This is a genomic window from Mesorhizobium album, from assembly GCF_033977205.1.
Taxonomy (GTDB): Bacteria; Pseudomonadota; Alphaproteobacteria; order Rhizobiales; family Rhizobiaceae; genus Mesorhizobium; species Mesorhizobium album.
Genome location: NZ_JAVIIW010000002.1, coordinates 1 through 19,047, shown reverse-complemented (window position 1 = coordinate 19,047; position 19,047 = coordinate 1). Strand labels below are relative to the sequence as shown.

Annotated in this window: 18 protein-coding genes; 10 read left to right on the top strand and 8 right to left on the bottom strand. The window is 65.2% G+C overall.

The genetic code is table 11. From position 1 onward, the window contains the following. Positions 1-121: 121 nt before the first annotated feature. The 8 genes from RFN28_RS01865 to RFN28_RS01830 all read left to right on the top strand — a co-directional run bounded on the left by RFN28_RS01865 (position 122) and on the right by RFN28_RS01830 (position 8,893). Positions 122-709: an amino acid synthesis family protein gene (locus tag RFN28_RS01865; RefSeq protein WP_320285672.1), complete on the top strand. Its 588-nt coding sequence runs from the start codon at positions 122-124 to the stop codon at positions 707-709. Then, entirely contained in the window at positions 702-2,495 is a 1,794-nt protein-coding gene (locus RFN28_RS01860) for an alpha/beta fold hydrolase (protein ID WP_320285671.1), read from the top strand. Before RFN28_RS01865 ends, RFN28_RS01860 begins: the two co-directional genes overlap by 8 nt. Beyond that, positions 2,492-3,529 carry an LLM class flavin-dependent oxidoreductase gene (locus RFN28_RS01855; protein ID WP_320285670.1) on the top strand — a complete coding sequence of 346 codons (1,038 nt, stop codon included), beginning with the start codon at positions 2,492-2,494 and terminating at the stop codon, positions 3,527-3,529. The genes RFN28_RS01860 and RFN28_RS01855 overlap by 4 nt, the downstream gene beginning before the upstream one ends. Before the next feature lie 22 nt (positions 3,530-3,551). Beyond that, positions 3,552-5,027: an aldehyde dehydrogenase gene (locus RFN28_RS01850; RefSeq protein WP_320285669.1), complete on the top strand. Its 1,476-nt coding sequence runs from the start codon at positions 3,552-3,554 to the stop codon at positions 5,025-5,027. Between the two features lie 66 nt (positions 5,028-5,093). After that, positions 5,094-6,098, top strand: a complete 1,005-nt coding sequence (locus RFN28_RS01845; protein WP_320285668.1) for an ABC transporter substrate-binding protein — start codon at positions 5,094-5,096, stop codon at positions 6,096-6,098. A 56-nt stretch (positions 6,099-6,154) separates the two neighbouring features. Beyond that, complete coding sequence (locus tag RFN28_RS01840; protein WP_320285667.1) at positions 6,155-7,015, top strand: ABC transporter permease; 861 nt, start codon at positions 6,155-6,157, stop codon at positions 7,013-7,015. Between the two features lies 1 nt (position 7,016). Then, complete coding sequence (locus RFN28_RS01835; protein ID WP_320285666.1) at positions 7,017-7,817, top strand: ABC transporter permease; 801 nt, start codon at positions 7,017-7,019, stop codon at positions 7,815-7,817. After that, positions 7,814-8,893 carry an ABC transporter ATP-binding protein gene (locus tag RFN28_RS01830; protein ID WP_320285665.1) on the top strand — a complete coding sequence of 360 codons (1,080 nt, stop codon included), beginning with the start codon at positions 7,814-7,816 and terminating at the stop codon, positions 8,891-8,893. Before RFN28_RS01835 ends, RFN28_RS01830 begins: the two co-directional genes overlap by 4 nt. Positions 8,894-8,935: 42 nt before the next feature. Here the strand turns inward: RFN28_RS01830 and RFN28_RS01825 are convergent, their stop codons facing one another. The 7 genes from RFN28_RS01825 to RFN28_RS01795 all read right to left on the bottom strand — a co-directional run bounded on the left by RFN28_RS01825 (position 8,936) and on the right by RFN28_RS01795 (position 16,821). Further along, positions 8,936-10,231 (bottom strand): NAD(P)/FAD-dependent oxidoreductase, encoded by a 1,296-nt coding sequence (locus RFN28_RS01825; protein WP_320285664.1) that lies wholly within the window; start codon positions 10,229-10,231, stop codon positions 8,936-8,938. A gap of 2 nt (positions 10,232-10,233) precedes the next feature. Then, the gene (locus tag RFN28_RS01820) at positions 10,234-11,610 is read right to left on the bottom strand and encodes a glutamine synthetase family protein (RefSeq protein ID WP_320285663.1); all 1,377 of its coding nucleotides are present in this window, start codon (positions 11,608-11,610) and stop codon (positions 10,234-10,236) included. Between the two features lie 407 nt (positions 11,611-12,017). Next, positions 12,018-12,779: an SDR family NAD(P)-dependent oxidoreductase gene (locus RFN28_RS01815; RefSeq protein WP_320285662.1), complete on the bottom strand. Its 762-nt coding sequence runs from the start codon at positions 12,777-12,779 to the stop codon at positions 12,018-12,020. Positions 12,780-12,790: 11 nt separating this feature from the next. After that, a complete protein-coding gene (locus RFN28_RS01810; protein WP_320285661.1) occupies positions 12,791-13,603 on the bottom strand; it encodes an ABC transporter permease in 813 nt (270 codons plus the stop codon). Beyond that, positions 13,603-14,496, bottom strand: coding sequence for an ABC transporter permease (locus tag RFN28_RS01805; RefSeq protein ID WP_430677001.1), 894 nt, complete (start codon positions 14,494-14,496; stop codon positions 13,603-13,605). The genes RFN28_RS01810 and RFN28_RS01805 overlap by 1 nt, the downstream gene beginning before the upstream one ends. Positions 14,497-14,540: 44 nt before the next feature. Next, entirely contained in the window at positions 14,541-15,704 is a 1,164-nt protein-coding gene (locus tag RFN28_RS01800; RefSeq protein ID WP_320285660.1) for an ABC transporter substrate-binding protein, read from the bottom strand. Beyond that, the gene (locus RFN28_RS01795) at positions 15,685-16,821 is read right to left on the bottom strand and encodes an ABC transporter ATP-binding protein (RefSeq protein ID WP_320285659.1); all 1,137 of its coding nucleotides are present in this window, start codon (positions 16,819-16,821) and stop codon (positions 15,685-15,687) included. Before RFN28_RS01795 ends, RFN28_RS01800 begins: the two co-directional genes overlap by 20 nt. 119 nt (positions 16,822-16,940) lie before the next feature. Here RFN28_RS01795 and RFN28_RS01790 point away from each other — a divergent pair, with 119 nt between their 5' ends. Both RFN28_RS01790 and RFN28_RS01785 read left to right on the top strand, forming a co-directional pair. Next, positions 16,941-17,753, top strand: coding sequence for a LuxR C-terminal-related transcriptional regulator (locus RFN28_RS01790; protein ID WP_320285658.1), 813 nt, complete (start codon positions 16,941-16,943; stop codon positions 17,751-17,753). Positions 17,754-17,967: 214 nt separating this feature from the next. Then, positions 17,968-18,666: a GntR family transcriptional regulator gene (locus RFN28_RS01785; protein ID WP_320285657.1), complete on the top strand. Its 699-nt coding sequence runs from the start codon at positions 17,968-17,970 to the stop codon at positions 18,664-18,666. Between the two features lie 167 nt (positions 18,667-18,833). On the opposite strand, the gene RFN28_RS01780 is transcribed toward RFN28_RS01785, so the two are convergent. Continuing rightward, positions 18,834-19,047 (bottom strand): transposase (locus RFN28_RS01780; protein ID WP_320285656.1); only part of this gene is annotated, 214 nt, incomplete at its 5' end.

The following is a 19,047-nucleotide window of genomic DNA, read 5'->3' as shown; positions in this document are numbered from 1 at the left end:
GTCGCCACGAAAACAGATTCCATGGCCGGTTGACAAGGTATTTGGTGCTCCATAGTATGGTATACCATAAGACGATAGAGGAGATGGCGCTTTTCGCAGGCGTCGCACGACAGAGGTTTCCATGCAGCCAGCCATTCGCAAGATCGTCACCTACACCGAGAACACGCTGATCGAAGGCGGCAAGGCGGCGCCTCGGCCGCTGCGCCTGATCGGCGTCGCCGCCGTGCTGACGAACCCCTGGGCGGGACGCGGCTTCACCGAAGATCTTTCGCCCGAGATCCGTGCCTATGCGCCGGTGCTGGGAGAAACCCTGACCCGCGAGATCATCGCCGTGGCCGGTTCGGGCGAGGCGATCGAAGGCTACGGCAAGGCCGCCATCTGCGGCACGTCGGGCGAGGTCGAGCACGCCTCGGCGCTGATCCACACGCTGCATTTCGGCAACCATTATCGCCGCGCCGTCGGCGCCAAGACCTATCTTGCCTTCACCAACCTGCGCGGCGGACCGAACACGCCGATCATGATCCCGCTGATGGACAAGAACGACGAAGGCCGGCGCTCGCATTATCTGACCGTGCATTTCCAGATCGGCGACGCGCCCGCGCCGGACGAGCTGGTGGTGGCGCTTGGCGCCTCCATCGGCGGCCGGCCGCATCATCGCATCGGCGACCGTTACCAGGACCTCAAGGAGCTCGGGGACCTGCATGGCTGACGCCGTCGCATTTGAATGGACCCGGGCCGCAGCGCCCGACGGCACCAGCTTCATTCGTGCCGGATCGGGCACGCCGGTGCTTTTCATTCACGGCGTCGGCATGAACGCGGCGATCTGGCAGCCGCAGATCGAGCGCATGGCGGATCGTTGGGACATCATCGCCATCGACATGCTTGGCCACGGCCGCTCGCCGCTACCGCCGCAGGCGCCGGAGCTGGCCGACTACGCTGGGCAGGCGATCCGCCTGCTCGATCATCTCGGCCTCAAAAGCGTATCGGTGGTCGGCCACTCGATGGGCGCGCTGGTCGCGCAGGAACTCGCTCTGCTCGCGCCGGAGCGTGTCAGCCGCATCGTTTCGCTCAACGCCGTGTTCCGCCGACCCCCCGAACTTGCCGAAGCCGTTCGCGAGCGTGCAGCAGCGCTCACCGGACGCGGCGACGCCGCAGGCGCCGCGCAGACCATTGCGCGCTGGTTCGGCCACCCGGTTCCGGACGGTCTCACGGCGGCGGCCGCAAAGACCGCGGCGGCGTTGAGCGAGGTCGATCCCGAAGGCTATGCGCGCACCTATCGCCTGTTCGCCCGCGCCGACAGCGACCATGCCGACCGCCTGCCGACGCTGGCCGTGCCCGCCCTGTTCATGACAGGGTCTGAGGACAGGAACTCCTCGCCGGCAATGTCGGCCGCCATGGCCAGGCTCGCGCCGCATGGCCGCTGCACCGTGCTCACCGGCCAAAGGCACATGATGGCGGTGGCCGATTCCGAGCTCACCACGCGCCACATCGCCGATTTCCTCAGCGAGGAAGCAAGCCGGGGCGACGGAACGCAGCCAGGCTTCGACAGCGGCGAGTTCCGCCGCGCGCTCGGTTCTTTCCTCACCGGCGTCACCATCGTCACCACGATCGGGCCGGAAGGCGAGCCGCGCGGCTTCACCGCCAACTCCTTCACCTCCGTGTCGCTCGATCCGCCGCTGGTGCTTGTCTGCATCGCCCACAAGGCGCTCGGACATCCGGTGTTCGCGAGCTCGAAAAGCTTCGCCATCAATGTGCTCGGCGAAGACCAGAAGGCCGCGTCCGGCGTCTTCGCGTCGAAGGCGGCGGACAAATTCGCGTCCGTCGCCTGGCAGCCGGGGCAGACCGGCAGCCCGGTTCTCGACGGCTCTGTCGCTTGCTTCGATTGCGACCTGGAGCGGCTGGTCGAGGCGGGAGACCATTCGATCCTGATCGGCCGCGTTCGCGACTTCCAGCACAACTCCGCGCAGCCTCTCGGCTATTGCCGCGGCGCCTATATCACACCTGGCCTCAGCCAGGAGGCGCTCGCCGCCGCCCAGCCCGGCACCGATGTCGGTGCCATCCTCGAAAATGGCGGCAGGATCCTGTTCCTCGAAGCGGCGGACGGGTCGTTCGAGCTGCCGAGAGGGCGAGGACTGGGCTCGGCCGGCGACGGCAAAAGTCTCAAAGGGCTGCTTGCCGCGAAATCCATCGAAGCGCAGCTCGGCTTCCTTTATGCCGTCTGGGACGATGCTGGAAATCAATCGCGCACGCATGTCTACTATCGCGGCACGTTCGATGTGCCAGCCTCCAGCGATCGCGGCATTCGGCTGATCGACATCGACGCGATCGAGGGCTTGCAGATCGCCGATCCGGCCATTCGCTCCATGCTTGCCCGTTATGTGCGCGAATGCACCGAGGACGCTTTCGGCGTTTATGTCGGCAACGAGGTCGAAGGTGAGGTGCGACCGCTCGCTCGGTCCGATGCCGCTTCGCTCAATCAAGGTGACCAGGGATGAAGTTCTCGCTTTTCGTGCATATGGAACGCTCGGATCTCGGCAAGCCGCATTCGGAGCTTCTGGACGAGCTGGGAGAGCTGGTGATGCTCGCCGAAGAGGCGGGCTTCGAGACGGCCTGGATCGGTGAGCATCACGGGATGGAGTTCACCATCTCGCCCAATCCGTTCATCAACATCGCCTATCTGGCCGCCAGGACCAGCCGCATCCGGCTTGGCACCGGAACCATCATCGCGCCCTTCTGGCACCCGATTAAGCTGGCCGGCGAGGCGGCGATGACCGACATCATCACCGGCGGCAGGCTGGATGTCGGCATCGCGCGCGGCGCCTACAGCTATGAATATCAGCGCGTCTTCCCGGGGCTCGATGCCTGGGGCGCCGGACAGCGAATGCGCGAGATGATCCCTGCGATCCGCGGCCTCTGGGACGGTGATTACGAGCACTCCGGCGAGTTCTGGCAGTTCCCGCCGACTACCTCCTCGCCCAAGCCCTTGCAAAAACCCTACCCGCCGATCTGGGTGGCGGCGCGTGACCCGAACTCGCACGACTTTGCCGTCGCCAACAAATGCAAGGTGCAGGTGACGCCGCTGGCCTCCGGCGACGACGAGGTCGCAAGCCTGATGCAGCGCTTCGAGACCGCATGCGCCGCCCATCCGAACATAGCGCGCCCGGAAATCATGCTCCTGATGCACACCTTCGTCGCTGACGATGCGGCCGATGCCGACCGGCTCAGTGAGGATCTGTCGAACTTCTATTGCCAGTTCGGCTCCTGGTTCCAGAACAAGAAGCCGGTGCATCAAGGCATATTGGAACCGCTGACCGGCGACGAGATTGCCGCCATGCCGCAATACGCGCCGGACAAGATGCGCAAGAACCTGGTGATCGGCGAAGCCGACGAAGTCATCGTCCGGCTCAAGGCCTACGAGGCGCTCGGCTACGACCAGTATTCGATCTGGATCGACAGCGGCCTTTCGCATGAGCGCAAGAAGAAATCGCTGCAACTGTTCATCGACCGGGTGATGCCGGCCTTCATCTGATCGCGAACGAACGGGCAAGGCCATGACCGACGCCGCATTCAGGAACTTCATCGACGGCCGCTTCGACGAGCCGTCCGCGACCTTCGACAGCATCGACCCGTCGACCGGCGCGCCATGGGCGAAGATGCCGGCGGCAACCGAAGCCGATGTCGACCGCGCCGTCGAGGCCGCGCACCGCGCGCTGCACTCGGGGCCTTGGGCGTCGATGACGGCGACCGCGCGCGGCAAGCTGCTGGTCAGGCTCGGCGATCTTGTCGCCGCCAATGCCGGCCGCCTTGCCGAGTTGGAGACGCGCGACACCGGCAAGATCATCCGCGAGACCCGTGCCCAGATCGCCTATGTCGGCGACTACTACCGCTACTATGGCGGGCTGGCCGACAAGCACGAAGGCGCCCATGTGCCGATCGACAAGACGGATCTCGACGTGACCATCCGCCGCGAGCCGATCGGGGTCGTTGCCGCGGTAGTGCCGTGGAACTCGCAGCTCTTCCTCTCGGCGGTCAAGCTCGGTCCGGCGCTGGCCGCGGGCTGCACGGTAGTGCTCAAGGCCTCCGAGGACGGCCCGGCGCCGCTGCTCGCCTTCGCCGAGCTGGTCAGCAAAGCGGGCTTTCCCGCCGGCACCGTCAACATCCTCACCGGCTTCGGCCAGGACTGCGGACGGCGCCTGACCAGCCATCCGCTGGTCTCGCGCGTTGCTTTCACCGGCGGTCCGACGACGGCGCGCGCCATCGTCAGGAACACGGCGGAGAATCTCGCCTATACGACGCTCGAGCTTGGCGGCAAGAGCCCGGTCGTCGTCTTCGCCGACGCCGATCTCGACAGCGCCGCCAATGCGGTCGTCGCCGGCATCTTTGCCGCGACCGGCCAGAGCTGCGTCGCCGGCTCCCGGCTGCTGGTCGAGCGCTCGGTGAAGGATAGCTTCCTCGATCGACTGAAGCGCAAGGCCGAAGCGATCCGCATCGGCGACCCGCAGGATCCGGCGACCGAAATGGGACCGCTCGCCACGCTGCGCCAGCGCGACCGGATCGAAAGCATTGTCGCCGACAGCCTGGCCGACGGCGGCCGGCTGATCACCGGCGGCGCGCGCCCCAAAGACAGGACGGACGGATTCTACTACGCGCCGACGATCATTGAGGCCTCGGATCAGGCGCTAGCCTGCATGCGCGAGGAACTGTTCGGCCCGGTGCTCACCGTGCTTGCCTTCGATACCGAGGCCGAGGCGCTGACGCTCGCCAACGACACGCCCTTCGGCCTCGCCTCCGGCGTCTTCACCTCGAATCTCGGCAAGGCGCACCGCATGGCGCGCGACATCCATGCCGGCGTCGTCTGGGTCAACACCTACCGCGCCGTCTCGCCGCTGGTTCCCTTCGGCGGCTACGGCCAGTCCGGTCTCGGCCGCGAAGGCGGGCTCGACGCCATCAGAGACTACACGCGCTCGAAATCCGTCTGGATCAAAACCTCGGACGAGCCGATCCCCGATCCCTTCGTCATGCGCTGAGAACGGCATGGCGAAGGTGCACTGACAAGAACAAGAAACGGAACAGAGAAATCAGAGGAGAATGACATGAAACTGATATTAGCCGGCGTCCTCGCCGGACTGCTGGCGGCAACGGCCGCCAAGGCAAACGAAATGGTATTCACCAGCTGGGGCGGCACCACGCAGGAGGCGCAGACCAAATCCTGGGCCGAGCCGTTCACGGCCAGCTCCGGCATCAAAGTGCTGCAGGACGGCCCGACCGACTATGGCAAGCTGAAAGCCATGGTCGACGCCAAGAACGTCACCTGGGATGTGGTCGACGTCGAGATGGACTTCGCCATCAAGGCGGCGAAGGACGGACTGCTCGAACCGATCGACTTCGCGGCCGTGCCGAAGGCCGATCTCGACCCGCGCTTCAGCAACGAGCACGCCGTCGGCAGCTTCTACTATTCCTTCGTGCTTGCCTGGAACAAGGGCGCCGTCTCGGGCGAACCGACGAGCTGGGCCGACATGTTCGACACCAAGAAGTTTCCCGGCAAACGAACCTTCTACAAATGGTCGGCGCCGGGCGTAATCGAGATCGCGCTGCTCGCCGACGGCGTGCCGGCGGACAAGCTCTATCCGCTCGATCTCGACCGCGCCTTCAAGAAGCTCGACACCATCAAGTCGGACATCGTCTGGTGGGGCGGCGGCGCGGAGTCGCAGCAGCTCATCGCTTCGGGCGAAGCCGCCTTCGGCCAGCTCTGGAACGGCCGTGTCTTCGCGCTGGAGAAGGACGGCGCCGATGTCGGCGTCTCATGGAACCAGAACCTCACCGCCGCCGACGTTCTCGTCGTGCCGAAGGGCGCCAAGAACAAGGACAGCGCCATGAAGTTCCTCGCCGCGGCTACCAGCCCGACCGGCCAGGCGAAGTTCGCCGAGGCGAGCGGCTACGCGCCGATCAATACCGAGGCCAAGGCCGAGATGCCCGCCGACGCGGTCAAGGGCCTGCCCGACGCCCATGTCGACGGCCAGATCAATCTCGACATGAACTACTGGGCCGAGCATCGCGACGAGATCGCCACGCGCTGGTACGCCTGGCAGACCAAGTAAGCCGCTGCCAGTAGGAACGGGGCGCGGCAACGCGCCCCGTTTGAAAGGGACGTTCCATGACGGGAAGCGCTTTCAGACGCCAATCTTTTGCCGGCCTGCCGGCCGATAGCGGCGGCGCCTTGCCGGCGCTCGCGCTGGTCGGCCTGTTCTTCATCGTACCGGTGGTCGCCTTGCTGCTGCGCAGCGTCACCGATCCCGAGCCCGGCCTGCAGAACTACGCCGCGCTCTTCGGCAGCGGCACCTATGTGCGGGTGTTCCTCAACACCTTTCTGGTCGCCGCCGTTGTCACGTTTGTGACCATCGTCGTGGCATTTCCGGTCGCCTGGATGCTGGCGATCATGCCGCCGGCGCTCGGCTCGATCGTCTTCGGCATCATCATCCTGTCGATGTGGACCAACCTCCTCACCCGCACCTACGCCTGGATGGTGCTTTTGCAGCGCACCGGCGTGATCAACCGCGCGCTGATGGGCATCGGCATCATCCACGAGCCGTTGCCGCTCATCAACAATCTGACTGGCGTCACCATCGGCATGGTCTACATCATGCTGCCGTTCATGATCCTGCCGCTGGTCGGCACGCTGCGCGCCATCGACCCGATGACGCTGCGCGCCGCCGCCCTTTGCGGCGCAGGCCCGCTCCAGGCGTTCCGCCGCATCCTCCTGCCGCTGTCGCTTCCCGGCATCGCCGCCGGCGGGCTGATGGTCTTCGTCATGTCGCTCGGCTATTTCGTGACGCCCGCGCTGCTTGGCGGCACGTCGAACATGATGCTTGCCGAGATGATCGCCCAGACGGTGCAGTCGCTGCTCAACTGGGGGCTGGGCAGTGCCGCCGCCTTCGTCCTGCTTGCCGTCACCATGGCGCTCTACGCGATCCAGCTTCGCCTGGTCGGCGCCAGGCGCTTGGCCGGAGGCCTCTGAGATGCTGCTCGACTACGACCGGCTCGGATGGCTGCGCGCGGCACTTGCCGGTTTCACCGCGCTTGTCGCCGCTTTCCTTCTGCTGCCGGTGGTCTTCATCATCCTGCTGTCGTTCGGCTCGTCGCGCTGGCTGGCCTTTCCGCCGCCCGGCTGGACGCTGAAGTGGTACCAGGAACTGCTCGCCGATCCGGCATGGATCGACGCCGCTTTGACCAGCGCACGCATCGCCGCGATGGCCGCCGTCCTCGCGGTGCTGATCGGCCTGCTTGCATCCTTCAGCCTGGTCAGGGGCGAGTTTCGCGGCCGGCAGTTGCTGCGCGGGCTGCTCTTGACGCCGATGGTGCTGCCGGTCGTGGTCTTCGCCATCGCCATTTACGCCTTCTTCCTGCGCATCGGCCTTGCCGGCACCACGACCGGCTTCGTCATCGCCCACACCATCCTGGCGCTGCCTTTCGCCATCATTCCGATCGCAACCGCGCTCGAGGGCTTCGACAAATCCATCGAGGATGCGGCGATCGTCTGCGGCGCAAGTCCGCTGCAGGCGAGGCTTCAGATCACTCTGCCCTCGATCCGCATCGGCATCTTCTCGGCCGCGATCTTTTCCTTCCTCGCCTCCTGGGACGAGGTGGTGGTGGCGATCTTCATGGCGAGCCCGACCTTGCAGACCTTGCCGGTCAAGATCTGGGGCAGCCTGCGCGCCGACCTCAGCCCGGTCGTCGCCGCCGCTTCCAGCCTGCTCGTCGGCCTCACGCTGTGCCTGATGATCGTGACCGCACTCCTTCGCAGAAAACTCTCCAGATGACCCGGCCATTCCTCTCCATACGCGCGGTGCGAAAGACGTTCGGCGGCTTCGTCGCCGTCCACGACGTCACCATCGATGTGCCCAAGGGCGAATTCCTGACGTTCCTCGGTCCCTCGGGCTCCGGCAAGTCGACGACGCTCTATGCGATCGCCGGGTTCCAGGATCCGACGTCGGGCGACGTGCTGCTCGAAGACAAGTCGCTGCTTGCCGTGCCTTCCCACAAACGCAACATCGGCATGGTCTTCCAGCGCTACACGCTGTTTCCGCATCTGAGCGTTGCCGAGAACGTGGCGTTTCCGCTGCGCGTGCGCCGCAGGCCGGACAGCGAGGTGAAGCGCAAGGTCGCCGACATGCTGGCGCTGGTGCGCCTCGACAGTTTCGCCGACCGCTATCCGGGCGCGCTGTCGGGCGGCCAGCAGCAGCGCGTCGCCCTTGCCCGCGCGCTCGCCTACGATCCGCCGATCCTTCTGATGGACGAGCCGCTGTCGGCGCTAGACAAGAAGCTGCGCCAGGAAATCCAGGCCGAGATCCGCCGCATCCACCGCGAGACGGGCGTCACCATCCTTTATGTCACGCACGACCAGGAAGAGGCTCTGCATCTTTCCGATCGGATCGCCCTGTTCAGGAGCGGACGCATCGCGCAGATCGGCACCGGTGAGGACCTCTATCTGAGACCTGAGAACGAATTCGTCGCCGGCTTCATCGGCAACTCCAATTTCCTGCCGGCCGAGCATCTCGAAACGCAGAACGGCACTGCCGTGGTGCGGCTGGCCGACGGCTCGATCGTCAAGGGCGTGAAAGCGACCCATAAGCTCGACCGTGGCCAGAAGGCCAGGCTGATGGTGCGGCCGGAAGCTTTCCGCCTGACGCCCGTGCCGGGGAACGCCTCGCTCGCCGTCGAGATCATCGACGCCGCCTTTTTCGGTGATCGCCGCCGCGTCGTGGCGCGCACTGCGTCGGGCGAGGAAATCGACCTCAGGCCGACCTCGGACGCCGCGGAGCCGGACGGCACCGCTGCCGCTTCGAGCCGACAGATCTTCTTCGATCCCGCTTCGGCATTCCTGTTTCCAGCCTAAGAGGCCAATTGGCTGCACCGGCTCCGCCGGGACGCCGGCGCTTCAATGCCTCAGCCGATCGCGCATCGCGTACCACAGCATGCCGAGCACATAGAGCGGCCCGCGCAGCGCCGTGCCGCCGGGGAACGGCAGCGGCGTCAGCGTCGAGAACAGATCGAGCCGCGAGGCGTCACCGGTGATCGCTTCCGCAAGCAGCTTGCCGGACAGCGTCGACAGGATGACGCCCTTGCCGGAATAGCCATGCGCGAAATAGACCTCGCCATAATGCCCGACATGCGGCAGGCGCGACGTCGTCACCGACACCAGGCCGCCCCAGGCATGATCGATCCGGCAGCCCTTGAGCTGCGGAAAGGTCTTTTCCATATGCGGCCGCACGAAGCCGGCGATATCGGCCGGCGGCGAAGGCGTGTAGCGCTCGCCGCCGCCGAACAGCAGGCGGCCGTCCGCCGACATGCGGTAGTAGTTGACCACGAACAGCGTGTCCGAAACCGCAGCATTGGACGGGATGACATTGCGCGTGCCCTCCAGTGGTTCGGTGGCGACGATGTAGTTGCCGATCGGCATGATGCGGCTGTTGACGCGCGGCTCCAGCCCCTCGAGCAACGCATCGCCGGCCAGCACGACATGCCGGGCGCTAACCGAACCCTTGTCGGTCAAGACCCGGATGGACGGCTCGCGCTCCAGCCGCATCGCGACCGAGTTCTCGTGGATGGCAACACCTACTGCGGAAGCGGCGCGCGCAAGCCCCAGCGTGTAGTTGAGCGGATGCATGTGGCCGCCGAGCTTCTCGAAGGATGCGCCGTGATAGGGCGTGTCAACCATTCGCCGCGCTTCCGCCGCCGACAGTATCTCGACATGCGGAAAATTCATCACCTTGGCGAGGCATTCGGCCTCCTCCTCGAAGTCGCGCATGTCCGAGCCGTTGACCGCGCCGACCAGATGGCCGGTCAGGCGCAGGTCACACTCGATGCCGTGGCGCTCGATGATGTCGAGCACCAGACCCCGCGCCTCGAAGGCGAGGTCGAACAGCGCCTTCGCCCGTTCCTTGCCGAATGCCTTGACCAGCTCCTTGGCGCCCTTGCGCAGGCCGGGGATCATCTGGCCGCCATTGCGTCCGGAGGCGCCCCAGCCGATCTTGCCGCCTTCGAGCAGCACCACTTTCAGGCCGCGCTCTGCTGCGTGAAGGGCCGCCGACAGGCCGGTGCAGCCGCCACCGATGACCACCAGGTCGGCTTCGACATCGCCGACGAGCGCCGGATGGTCCGGCGCCGGATTGGCGGTGGCGACATAATAGGACTTGCCAATATCGAGACCGGAATTGAAACCCGTGGAAGCCATGGTCACACCTTGAGCAGCAGATGGTCGCGTTCCCACGACGTGACCACGGTCTGGAACAGATCAAGCTCGACGCTCTTCACGCGCAGATAGGTCTGGAAGACATCCTCGCCGAGCAGCGCCCGCACTGGTTCGCAGGCGGCAAAACGGTCGAGCGCTTCCTCCATGGTCTTGGGCAGCGTGCTTGGGCTGCGATAGGCATTGCCAAAGGCTTCCGGCGAGCGGGCGAGCTTCTCCTCGACGCCGAGATAGCCGGCAATCAGCGAGCCGGCCATGGCGAGGTACGGATTGGCATCGGCGCCGGGCAGCCGGTTCTCGACCCGCCTCGCGGCGCGCCCACCCATCGGCATGCGCAGGCCGCAAGAGCGGTTGTCGTGCGACCATTCGATGTTGGCCGGGGCGCTGTGCCCAGGCCGGAGGCGGCGATACGAGTTCACATTGGGTGCAAACAGCGGCATCACCTCGGGAATGTATTTCTGCAGGCCGCCGATGAAGTGTGCGAACATCTCGCTGTCCTCGCCGTCCTTGTCGGCAAACAACGGCTCGCCTCTCTCGTCGACGATCGACATGTGCAGATGCATCGAGCTGCCGGCCTGCGCGGCGATCGGCTTCGCCATGAAGGTGGCGTGCATGCCGCTCGCCTGCGCCGCCTGCCTTGCCATGCGCTTGAACAAAAGCACCTTGTCGGCCAGCGCCAGCGGGTCGCCATGCAGGAAGTTGATCTCGAGCTGCGCCGTGCCCGATTCATGGATCAGCGTGTCGAGCGGCAGGCCGGCGATGGCGGCGTGGTCGTAGAGGCGGCGCGTCACCTCTTTGAACTCCTCCAGCGCCTGCATATCGTAGGGATGCTGCACCCTTTCCGGCCGGCCGTTGCGCCCGACCGGCGCGGTCAGCGGCCGGTCCGGATCGGGATTGGGTGCCGTGAGATAGAACTCCAGCTCCGGCGCCATCACCGCGCGCCAGCCGCGCCGGCGGTAGAGCTCAAGCACGGCCCTCAACACATGGCGCGGCGAAGCCATCCAGGGCCGGCCGTCCATGTGGAAGGTGTCGGCAAAGACATAGGCCTTGCCGGCACCCCCGCCGGGCGCAAGGCTGAGCGTCGACAGGTCCGGCACCATGCGCATGTCGGGGTCCTGATAGGCAAAGCCTTCGTCGATGGAGCCGGAATAGCGGCCGTCGATGGCGACCAGAAAGGCGCTGCTCGGCAAATAGAGGGCCCGGTCTTCGAGCGACTTGATGAACTTGGCCGCCGGCAAGGCCTTGCCGCGCAGCACGCCGTTGACGTCTGGCACGAGGCATTCGACCTCGCTTATTCCATGCGTCGTCAGCCAGCTTTGCGGATCGGCGCTGCTGGAGGGTGAAAAGTCTTGTTTGTCAGGCATCGGTCATGTCCGTAGGAAGGAGAAATCGCTTCGGCGGGCACGTCCGTTTTCGGTTTGAGCGTTGAGTAAGCTACGTTTTCTGAATGACGGACGCCCGCCTGATGGCCGGCCCACGGGCCGGATCGAGCGCACCGCATACCCCTTCGGTCCAGCCGTCACGAACGACGTGCGAGCCGACCTTGGTCTCCTCCGCGCGTTGCAGGTTCTCGTGCCGGCAGCAGCGCATGACTAGTGATGCCCCGCCGAAGCGCGGTTTCTTGCGGCCGAAAACGGCCGAGAGCGGGAGAGTCTCTTTGCCATTTGCACGACAAGCCTCATCGAGGAACCTGGCCTATGGTTTGACCGATCGCCGCTTCTGAGGCAAGTCTGCTTCACTCGCCACACTCCTCGCGCTTCTAGACCAGCACTCAACCGATGCTTTCGCCGCCGTCGACGACCAGCGCTTGGCCGGTCATGAAGGACGAGCGATCGGAGACGAGGAACAGGATGGCCTCGGCGATCTCCTCCGCGCTCGCCCAGCGCCCCATCGGGATCTTGGTGCGGACATAGTCTTCGATCGCATCGCGCCCGCCCATCTGCGTGATGAACGGCTCATTGAATGGCGTGTCCACCCAGCCCGGACAGAGCGCGTTGATTCGCACATTGTGCTTGGCGTAGTCGAGCGACATCTGCCTGGTCATGGCCACCACCGCGTGCTTGGACGTGGCATAGGCGATCATCTCGCGGTCGTAGAAGACGCCGGAATTGGACGCAGTGTTGAGGATGACGCCGCCGCCCTGCGCGATCATCGCCGGCATGACGGTCTTGGCGGCGAGGAACTGCGCCCGCACATTGATCCGCCACGAGGCATCCATGCCGTCGGTGCTGACTTCGGTCAGCGGGCCGCCGACCTGGATGCCGGCATGGCTGTGCAGGATGTCGATCCGGCCATGCTTCTCCAGCGTTCCGGCGATGAGGCCCTCGACCGCCGTGTCGTTGCCAACATCGGTCGCGACCGCCTCGGCGCGGCCGCCGGCTTCGCGGATGTCCGACGCCGTGGCTTCGCCGGCCGCCGGATCGCGATCGGCGATCACCACGACCGCGCCTTCCCGCGCCATGATCATGGCGCCGGCGCGCCCGATGCCCGACCCGGCGCCAGTCACCACGGCAATACGATCTTTTAGAATCATGGACTTGTCTTTCAAGGCGATGGTTTTCGCCGGCCGAGCTGCCATTGCGCGAGCAGGACGAGCAGGACCGAGGCGGCAAGCACGATCGTGGCGATGGCGTTGATCTCCGGCGTGACGCCGCGCCGGATCGAGGCAAAGACATAGATCGGCAGGGTCGTCTGCGCGCCGGCGACGAAGAAGGCGATGATGAAGTCGTCGAAGGAGAAGGTGAAGGCAAGCAGGAAGCCGGCGATCACCGCCGGCATGACCTGCGGCAGCACGATCGAGCGGAACGTTGTCAGTGGCGTGGCGTAGAGATCGCTCGATGCCTCGACGAGGTTGCGGTCGAGGCTGCTGAGCCGCGTGCCGACGATCATCGTGACCAGCGCCATCGAGAACAGGCCGTGCGCGGCGATGATCGAGCCATAGCCGAGCGCCAGGCGCGGCGGCTGGTCGGTCGGCCACAACGAGGCGAGGAACGGATTGACGACGGCAAAGAGCTGCACCAGCGCGACCAGCGTCGAGATGCCGATGACGACGCCGGGAACGACGATGGCTGCGCCCAGCAGCGCATCGAAGAGCGCCCTTGTCCGCGCACCGACGCGCTGCAGCCCGAGCGCGGCGGCAGTGCCGCAGACAGCTGCGAGCAGCGCGCTGGTGGTGGCGATGAACAGGCTGTTCTTCAGCGCCTCGACCAGGAACGGGTTCGACAGCGCCTTGCCGTACCATTGCACCGAGAATCCGGTGAACTCGCTCGCGTGTTGCCCGGCATTGAAGGAGAACAGCACGACCAGCGCGATCGGCAGATAGAGGAAGCCAAAGACGGCAACGACGAAGGCGCGCATCAGATCAGATCCACGCGGCGGGCGCCGGAGAGCCGGGTCGAGATGCGGTTGGCGACGATCAGCACCACCACCGAGGCAAGCACCAGCGTGATGGCGATCGCCGATCCGAACGGCCAGTTGCGCGACTGCAGGAATAGGTCGACCAGCGCGTTGCCGATGAAGAACACCTTGCCGCCGCCGAGCAGCGTCGGGATCAGATATTCGCCGAGCAGCAGGATCATGACCAGCGAGAAGCCGGTCATGACGCCGGGCAGCGATAGCCTCAGCGTGACGCCGAGAAAGGTCGACAAGGGCGTCGCGCCGAGATCGGCGGCTGCCTCCAGCAGCCGGCGGTCCAGCCGCTCCAGGCTGACATAGATCGGCAGGATCATCAGCGGCAGATAGCCGTAGACGATGCCGAGCAGCACCGCGCCCGGCGTGTTGATCAGCCTGAGATCCTCGATGCCGACATAGGCAAGCAGGGCCGGAATGCCGCGCCCGCCAAGGATGTACATCCAGGCATAGGTTCGCATCAGAAGGCTGGTCCAGAACGGGATGACGATCAGCGCGAGCAGGATGAGCCGCCAGCGCTGCGGCGCGCGCAGCGCCAGATAATAGGCGACGGGATAGGCGACGAGCAGGCAGGCGAACGCACCGACAGGCGCCAGCACCATCGTGTTCCAGAAGGCAGTCGCCCGCGCCGGCAGGTTAGCGTATTGCGCGAATGTCAGCGCGGCCTGGTAGCCGCCCTCGGGCGCCCGCTCGCCGACGCTGAAGATGGCGATGGCGATGAACGGCAGGACCAGGAACACGACAAGCCACAGCGTCGCCGGGGCGAGCAGCAATGCCGTCAGGAGATTTTTGCGAAAGAGACTGCCGCGCATCGAGAAAGCCGCTTCGGCACCGGCGGGCATCTGCCCGCCGGCGGCACGAACCTGACTGGAGTTGGTGCTTTGCCTCACGCGGCTTTGAAGCGCGCCATCAGCTCGGCGCGGCCCGGATCGGTGAGGGTCGCTGCGGCACCGAACTCAAGCGGCTTGAGCAGATCGGCGGCCGGATAGAGGATCGGATTGTCGAGAACCTCCTTCGGCAGCAGCGCGTTGACCCGCGCGTCGGTCGAGGGCGCGCCATTGGCCAGATGCTCCTTCACCGCGACCTTCGGGTTCATCAGGTAGTTAAGCAGCGCATAGCCGGCCGGCTTGTTCGGGGCATCCTTCGGGATGGAGTAGAAGTCGGTCCAGATCTCGCCGCCTTCCTTGCCGAGCACATAGGCGATCTCGGGGATGTCGCGATGGAGCTGCGCGCCGTCATTGGTCCAGCACATCGTCATCCAGGCATCGCCGGCGCGCATTCCGGGCTGATAGTCGCTCGACACCGCGAACAGATGCGGCTTGACCTTGAGCAGCAATTCCTCGGCCTTGGCGAGCTCGTCCTGCTTCAGCGAATTGAAGGAATAGCCGTAATATTTGAGCGCATTGCCAATGGTGGTGAGCTGGTAGTCATGCACCATGGTGCGGCCGTCGCCTTCCGCCATCGCCGTATCCCAGAACTCCTTCCAGCTCGACATCGGCTTGGTAAGCTTCTTGGTATTAACCGCGAAGCCGGTCGTGCCCCAGTTCTTCGGCACGGCGTAGATCGTCCCGTCGATCGTGCCTTCGGCGGTGAAGCGCGCGTCTTCCTTGGTGCCGTCGAAATTGCCGAGCTTGGCCATGTCCAGCGGCTCGATGATGCCGAGCTTCTTGTAGGTCGAGATGGTGTAGTTGGTCGGCACGAACAGGCTCCAGCCCGAGCCGCCGGCCTGCAGCTTGGCCAGCATCTCCTCGTTCGAGCCGAAGACGTTGACCTCGACGGCGACGCCGGTCTCGGCCTTGAAATTCTCGAATGTCTGCGGATCGTGGTAGTTCGGCCAGGTGGCGATCGACATGCGGTCGCCGAGGTTCTCGGCGGCAAGGGCCGGCGTCGGCATGATGCCGAGCTCGCGCGCCATCACCGCGGTCGCGACACCAAGGCCGGTGAGGCCGAGGAAGTCGCGCCGGCTGATCGAGCCGCGCTTCAGGCGCATCAGCTGGTCGACAAATTTTTCGGGGCTTATCGGCAGTCCGTCACGATAGGATTTCGACATGTTGGTCTTCCCTCTGGTTGGTCCCGTTGTTCTTGGCTCCCGGAAACGCCAGCGGCGCTCCGGCGGCAAAGCCGATAGCGACGGGTTCGCCCGGCTTGAAAAGGTTGCCCTGACCGATCAGGTGATCGGCCTTGGCGAGCAGTGATCCGATGCCCTGGACCTCGATCGCGTATTCCGCGGTCGAGCCGAGGAAAATCCGGTTGCGGACGATGCCCTTCAGGCTGCCGCCTCCGGGTGCGGAGAGGCTGAGCGATTCCGGCCGCAGGCTAACCGAGACGGCCTCGCCGCGGCGGAGCGGCACCCGCTTGCGCGCGGAAATCACCGTGCCGTCGGCGAGCGCGATGTCGACGAGATCGCCGGAAAGGCCAGCCACCTTGCCGCTGATGAGATTGGTCTTGCCGACGAAATCGGCGACGAACAGGTCCGCCGGCTCGTCGTAGATCTCGCTCGGCTGGCCAAGCTGGACAACGCGGCCGCCATTCATGACGCAGACGAAGTCGCTCATCGACAGCGCTTCCTCCTGGTCGTGGGTGACCAGCACGAAGGTGATGCCGATCTCGCGTTGCAGGTTCTGCAGTTCGATCTGCATGTCGGTACGCAGCTTCTTGTCGAGCGCCGCCAGCGGCTCGTCGAGAAGAAGCACCGCCGGCTTGTTGACCAGCGCGCGGGCGAGCGCGACGCGCTGTTGCTGGCCGCCGGAAAGCTCATGGATCTTGCGGCGTCCGTAGCCGGCGAGTTGCACCATGGCCAGCGCCTCGCCCGCCTTCAAGCCGATCTCGCGGGACGACAAACGCGGCCTCGCCTGGCGCAGCCCGTAGGAGATGTTTTCCTCGACATCCAGATGCGGAAACAGCGCATATTGCTGGAACACCATGTTGACCGGGCGCCGATAGGGCGGCGTGCCGGCCATGTCGCGGCCGCGGATCAGCACCTGACCTTCGCTCGGCTGCTCGAAGCCGCCGATCATGCGCAGGCACGTCGTCTTACCGCAGCCGGAGGGTCCGAGCAGCGCGACGAAAGCGGAGGGCGGGATGGCAAGGTCGATGCCGCTGACCGCCGTGACGGCGCCATAGCGCTTGGTGACCGCGCGAAACTCGATATCGGGCACTGCAGTCAAGCCACGGGCTCCAGCGACAGCGTGAGGCAATTTTCGCGACGCTAGCAGAGCCAATGGCGACTAGTATATACCTCGCGGGTGGTATATTTAGCTGATTTTATCGTTCAGAGGGGTATGCATTGGCCGCCTCCCGCAGCGACGACTACAACGCTTTAGCCACCGTGATCGCCGCGACGCGCGAGACCGGCGGCGACCATTTCGGCAAGGCGATCGTCGGCTGGCTGCGCGGGCATGTGCCCTTCGATCACTGCGTGATCTTCGGCTATCGCGGTGCTGCGCGGCCGCCGCTCTTGTTCGAGACCTTCTCGCCGGCCGAAAGCCACATCTTCGTCGCGCTCTATCAGGAAGGGCCCTATCTGCTCGACCCCTTCCATCACGCCGCGGTCGAGCGCAAGGAAGGGTTCTGGCGCATGCGCGAGCTTGCGCCGGACCGCTTCTATGCCAGCGAATACTACCGCTCCTATTACAGCCAGACCCGGCTCGCCGAGGAGGTCGGCTTCTTCGTTCCGCTGGCCGGCAAGGACGCGCTGGTGCTGTCTCTGATGCGGCTGCGCGCCTCCGGGCCGTTCGGCACCGCCGACGCCAGGTTGCTGCGCGACATGGCGCCGGCGGTGGTCGGCCTTTGCCGGCTGCGCTGGCCTGCTTTGCCTGCCGACGAGACCAGCGTTGCGCCGCCGGGCGTACCCGTCGCGACGGCCAACGAGTTGGATCGCGCGCATATCTGGAAGAGCCTGTCGCTGACCTCGCGCGAGAAGCAGGTCGTCGACCTGGTGCTTCAGGGCCACTCCACGGAATCGATCGCACGAGCGCTCAGGATCGTGCCGGGGACCGTGAAGGTCCATCGCCGCAACATCTACCGCAAACTCAAGATCAAGTCGCAGGCAGGTCTCTTCGCGCGCTTCGTCGAGATCATCGACGCCCGGATCGACTAGCGGACGCTCAGCGCGATCCGCTCCACGGCGCGCATGATGCCGCGCAGACGGGAGACCACGCCGCCATTGGGTCAGCCGGGATGCGGTCCTGGCCTCACTTGCCGCAGCGCGCGTTAACCGTCTATCGTGCGGCTCGAAAACCGCCGGCCAAGTATCCTGGTTGCAGACAGAGCGGCTAAACAGATTCAGGGACGGATGACGTAGCGCTTAGCCAATGGCCGACAAAACACAATTCGGACTGACTGCCCTCGACACGGTACCCCTGCATGAGAAAGTCTATCTGGAACTGGTGCGGGCGCTGATGTCGGGTCAGCTCCAGCCCGGCCAGAAGCTGACCTCGCGCAAGCTCGCCAAGGAGCTCGGCACCAGCGATATGCCAGTGCGCAGCGCCTTCATGCGGCTGCAGGCGCTCAGGGCGCTGAGCCCGATGCCGAACGGCAGCGTCGAGGTCCCGACCATCTCGGCCGATCGCTTCCAGCAGCTGACCGATGTGCGCACAATTCTGGAAGGCACGGCCACCGAGCTCGCCACCAAACTCATCAACGGCAACAATCTGCGCGCCATCCGCCGTCATTGCGCCGAGCTCACCCAGGCCGCCCGCAGCGGCGACATCGACGACTATCTGCGCAAGAACCACGACTTCAAATTCTCGATCTACCGCCATTGCGGCAACGAGCAGATGATCTTCCTGATCGAAACAGTGTGGATGCAGGTGGGTCCTTTCCTGAGGAACCTGCGCATCGGTTTCGAAGACGACCTCGCCGGCATCCTCGAAATCGACTACCACGAGGAAGTCGTAGCGGCGATCGAGACCGGCGACGGCAAACGGGCGCGCGCGGCCATCGTGCGCGACATCGACGAAGGTGCGACGCATATTCTCAAGCAGGTCAGGTTCCCGGAAGTGCGGCCGTAGGAAGAAGCCTTCGAGATTGGCCCAGAGCGTCCCAACTTCGTCATCCCAGGGCGAAGCTCCGTCGCGGAGACCCTTGGATCCATGCCGTGACCTCGAGCGTACGATGCGGCGGAGCAAAATTCTGGAACGCAGCAGCGTCTTTGAAGTCACGGAATGGATAACTGTGTTCATGCGAAAGCGGTTTTGTCTCGAATGATGGCGTTGAGGACGACCAGGAGCTTCCTTGCGACGGCGATGATTGCGAGTTTCTTGGAACCCGAGCGGGCTGCCAGGTTTGTGTAGAAGGCTTTGAAGCGGTCACAGGTTCGAATGGCGCTGAGCGCCGCCATGTAGAGGGCACGGCGCACGCGCGATCGGCCGCCCTGGATCTGGCTCCTGCGG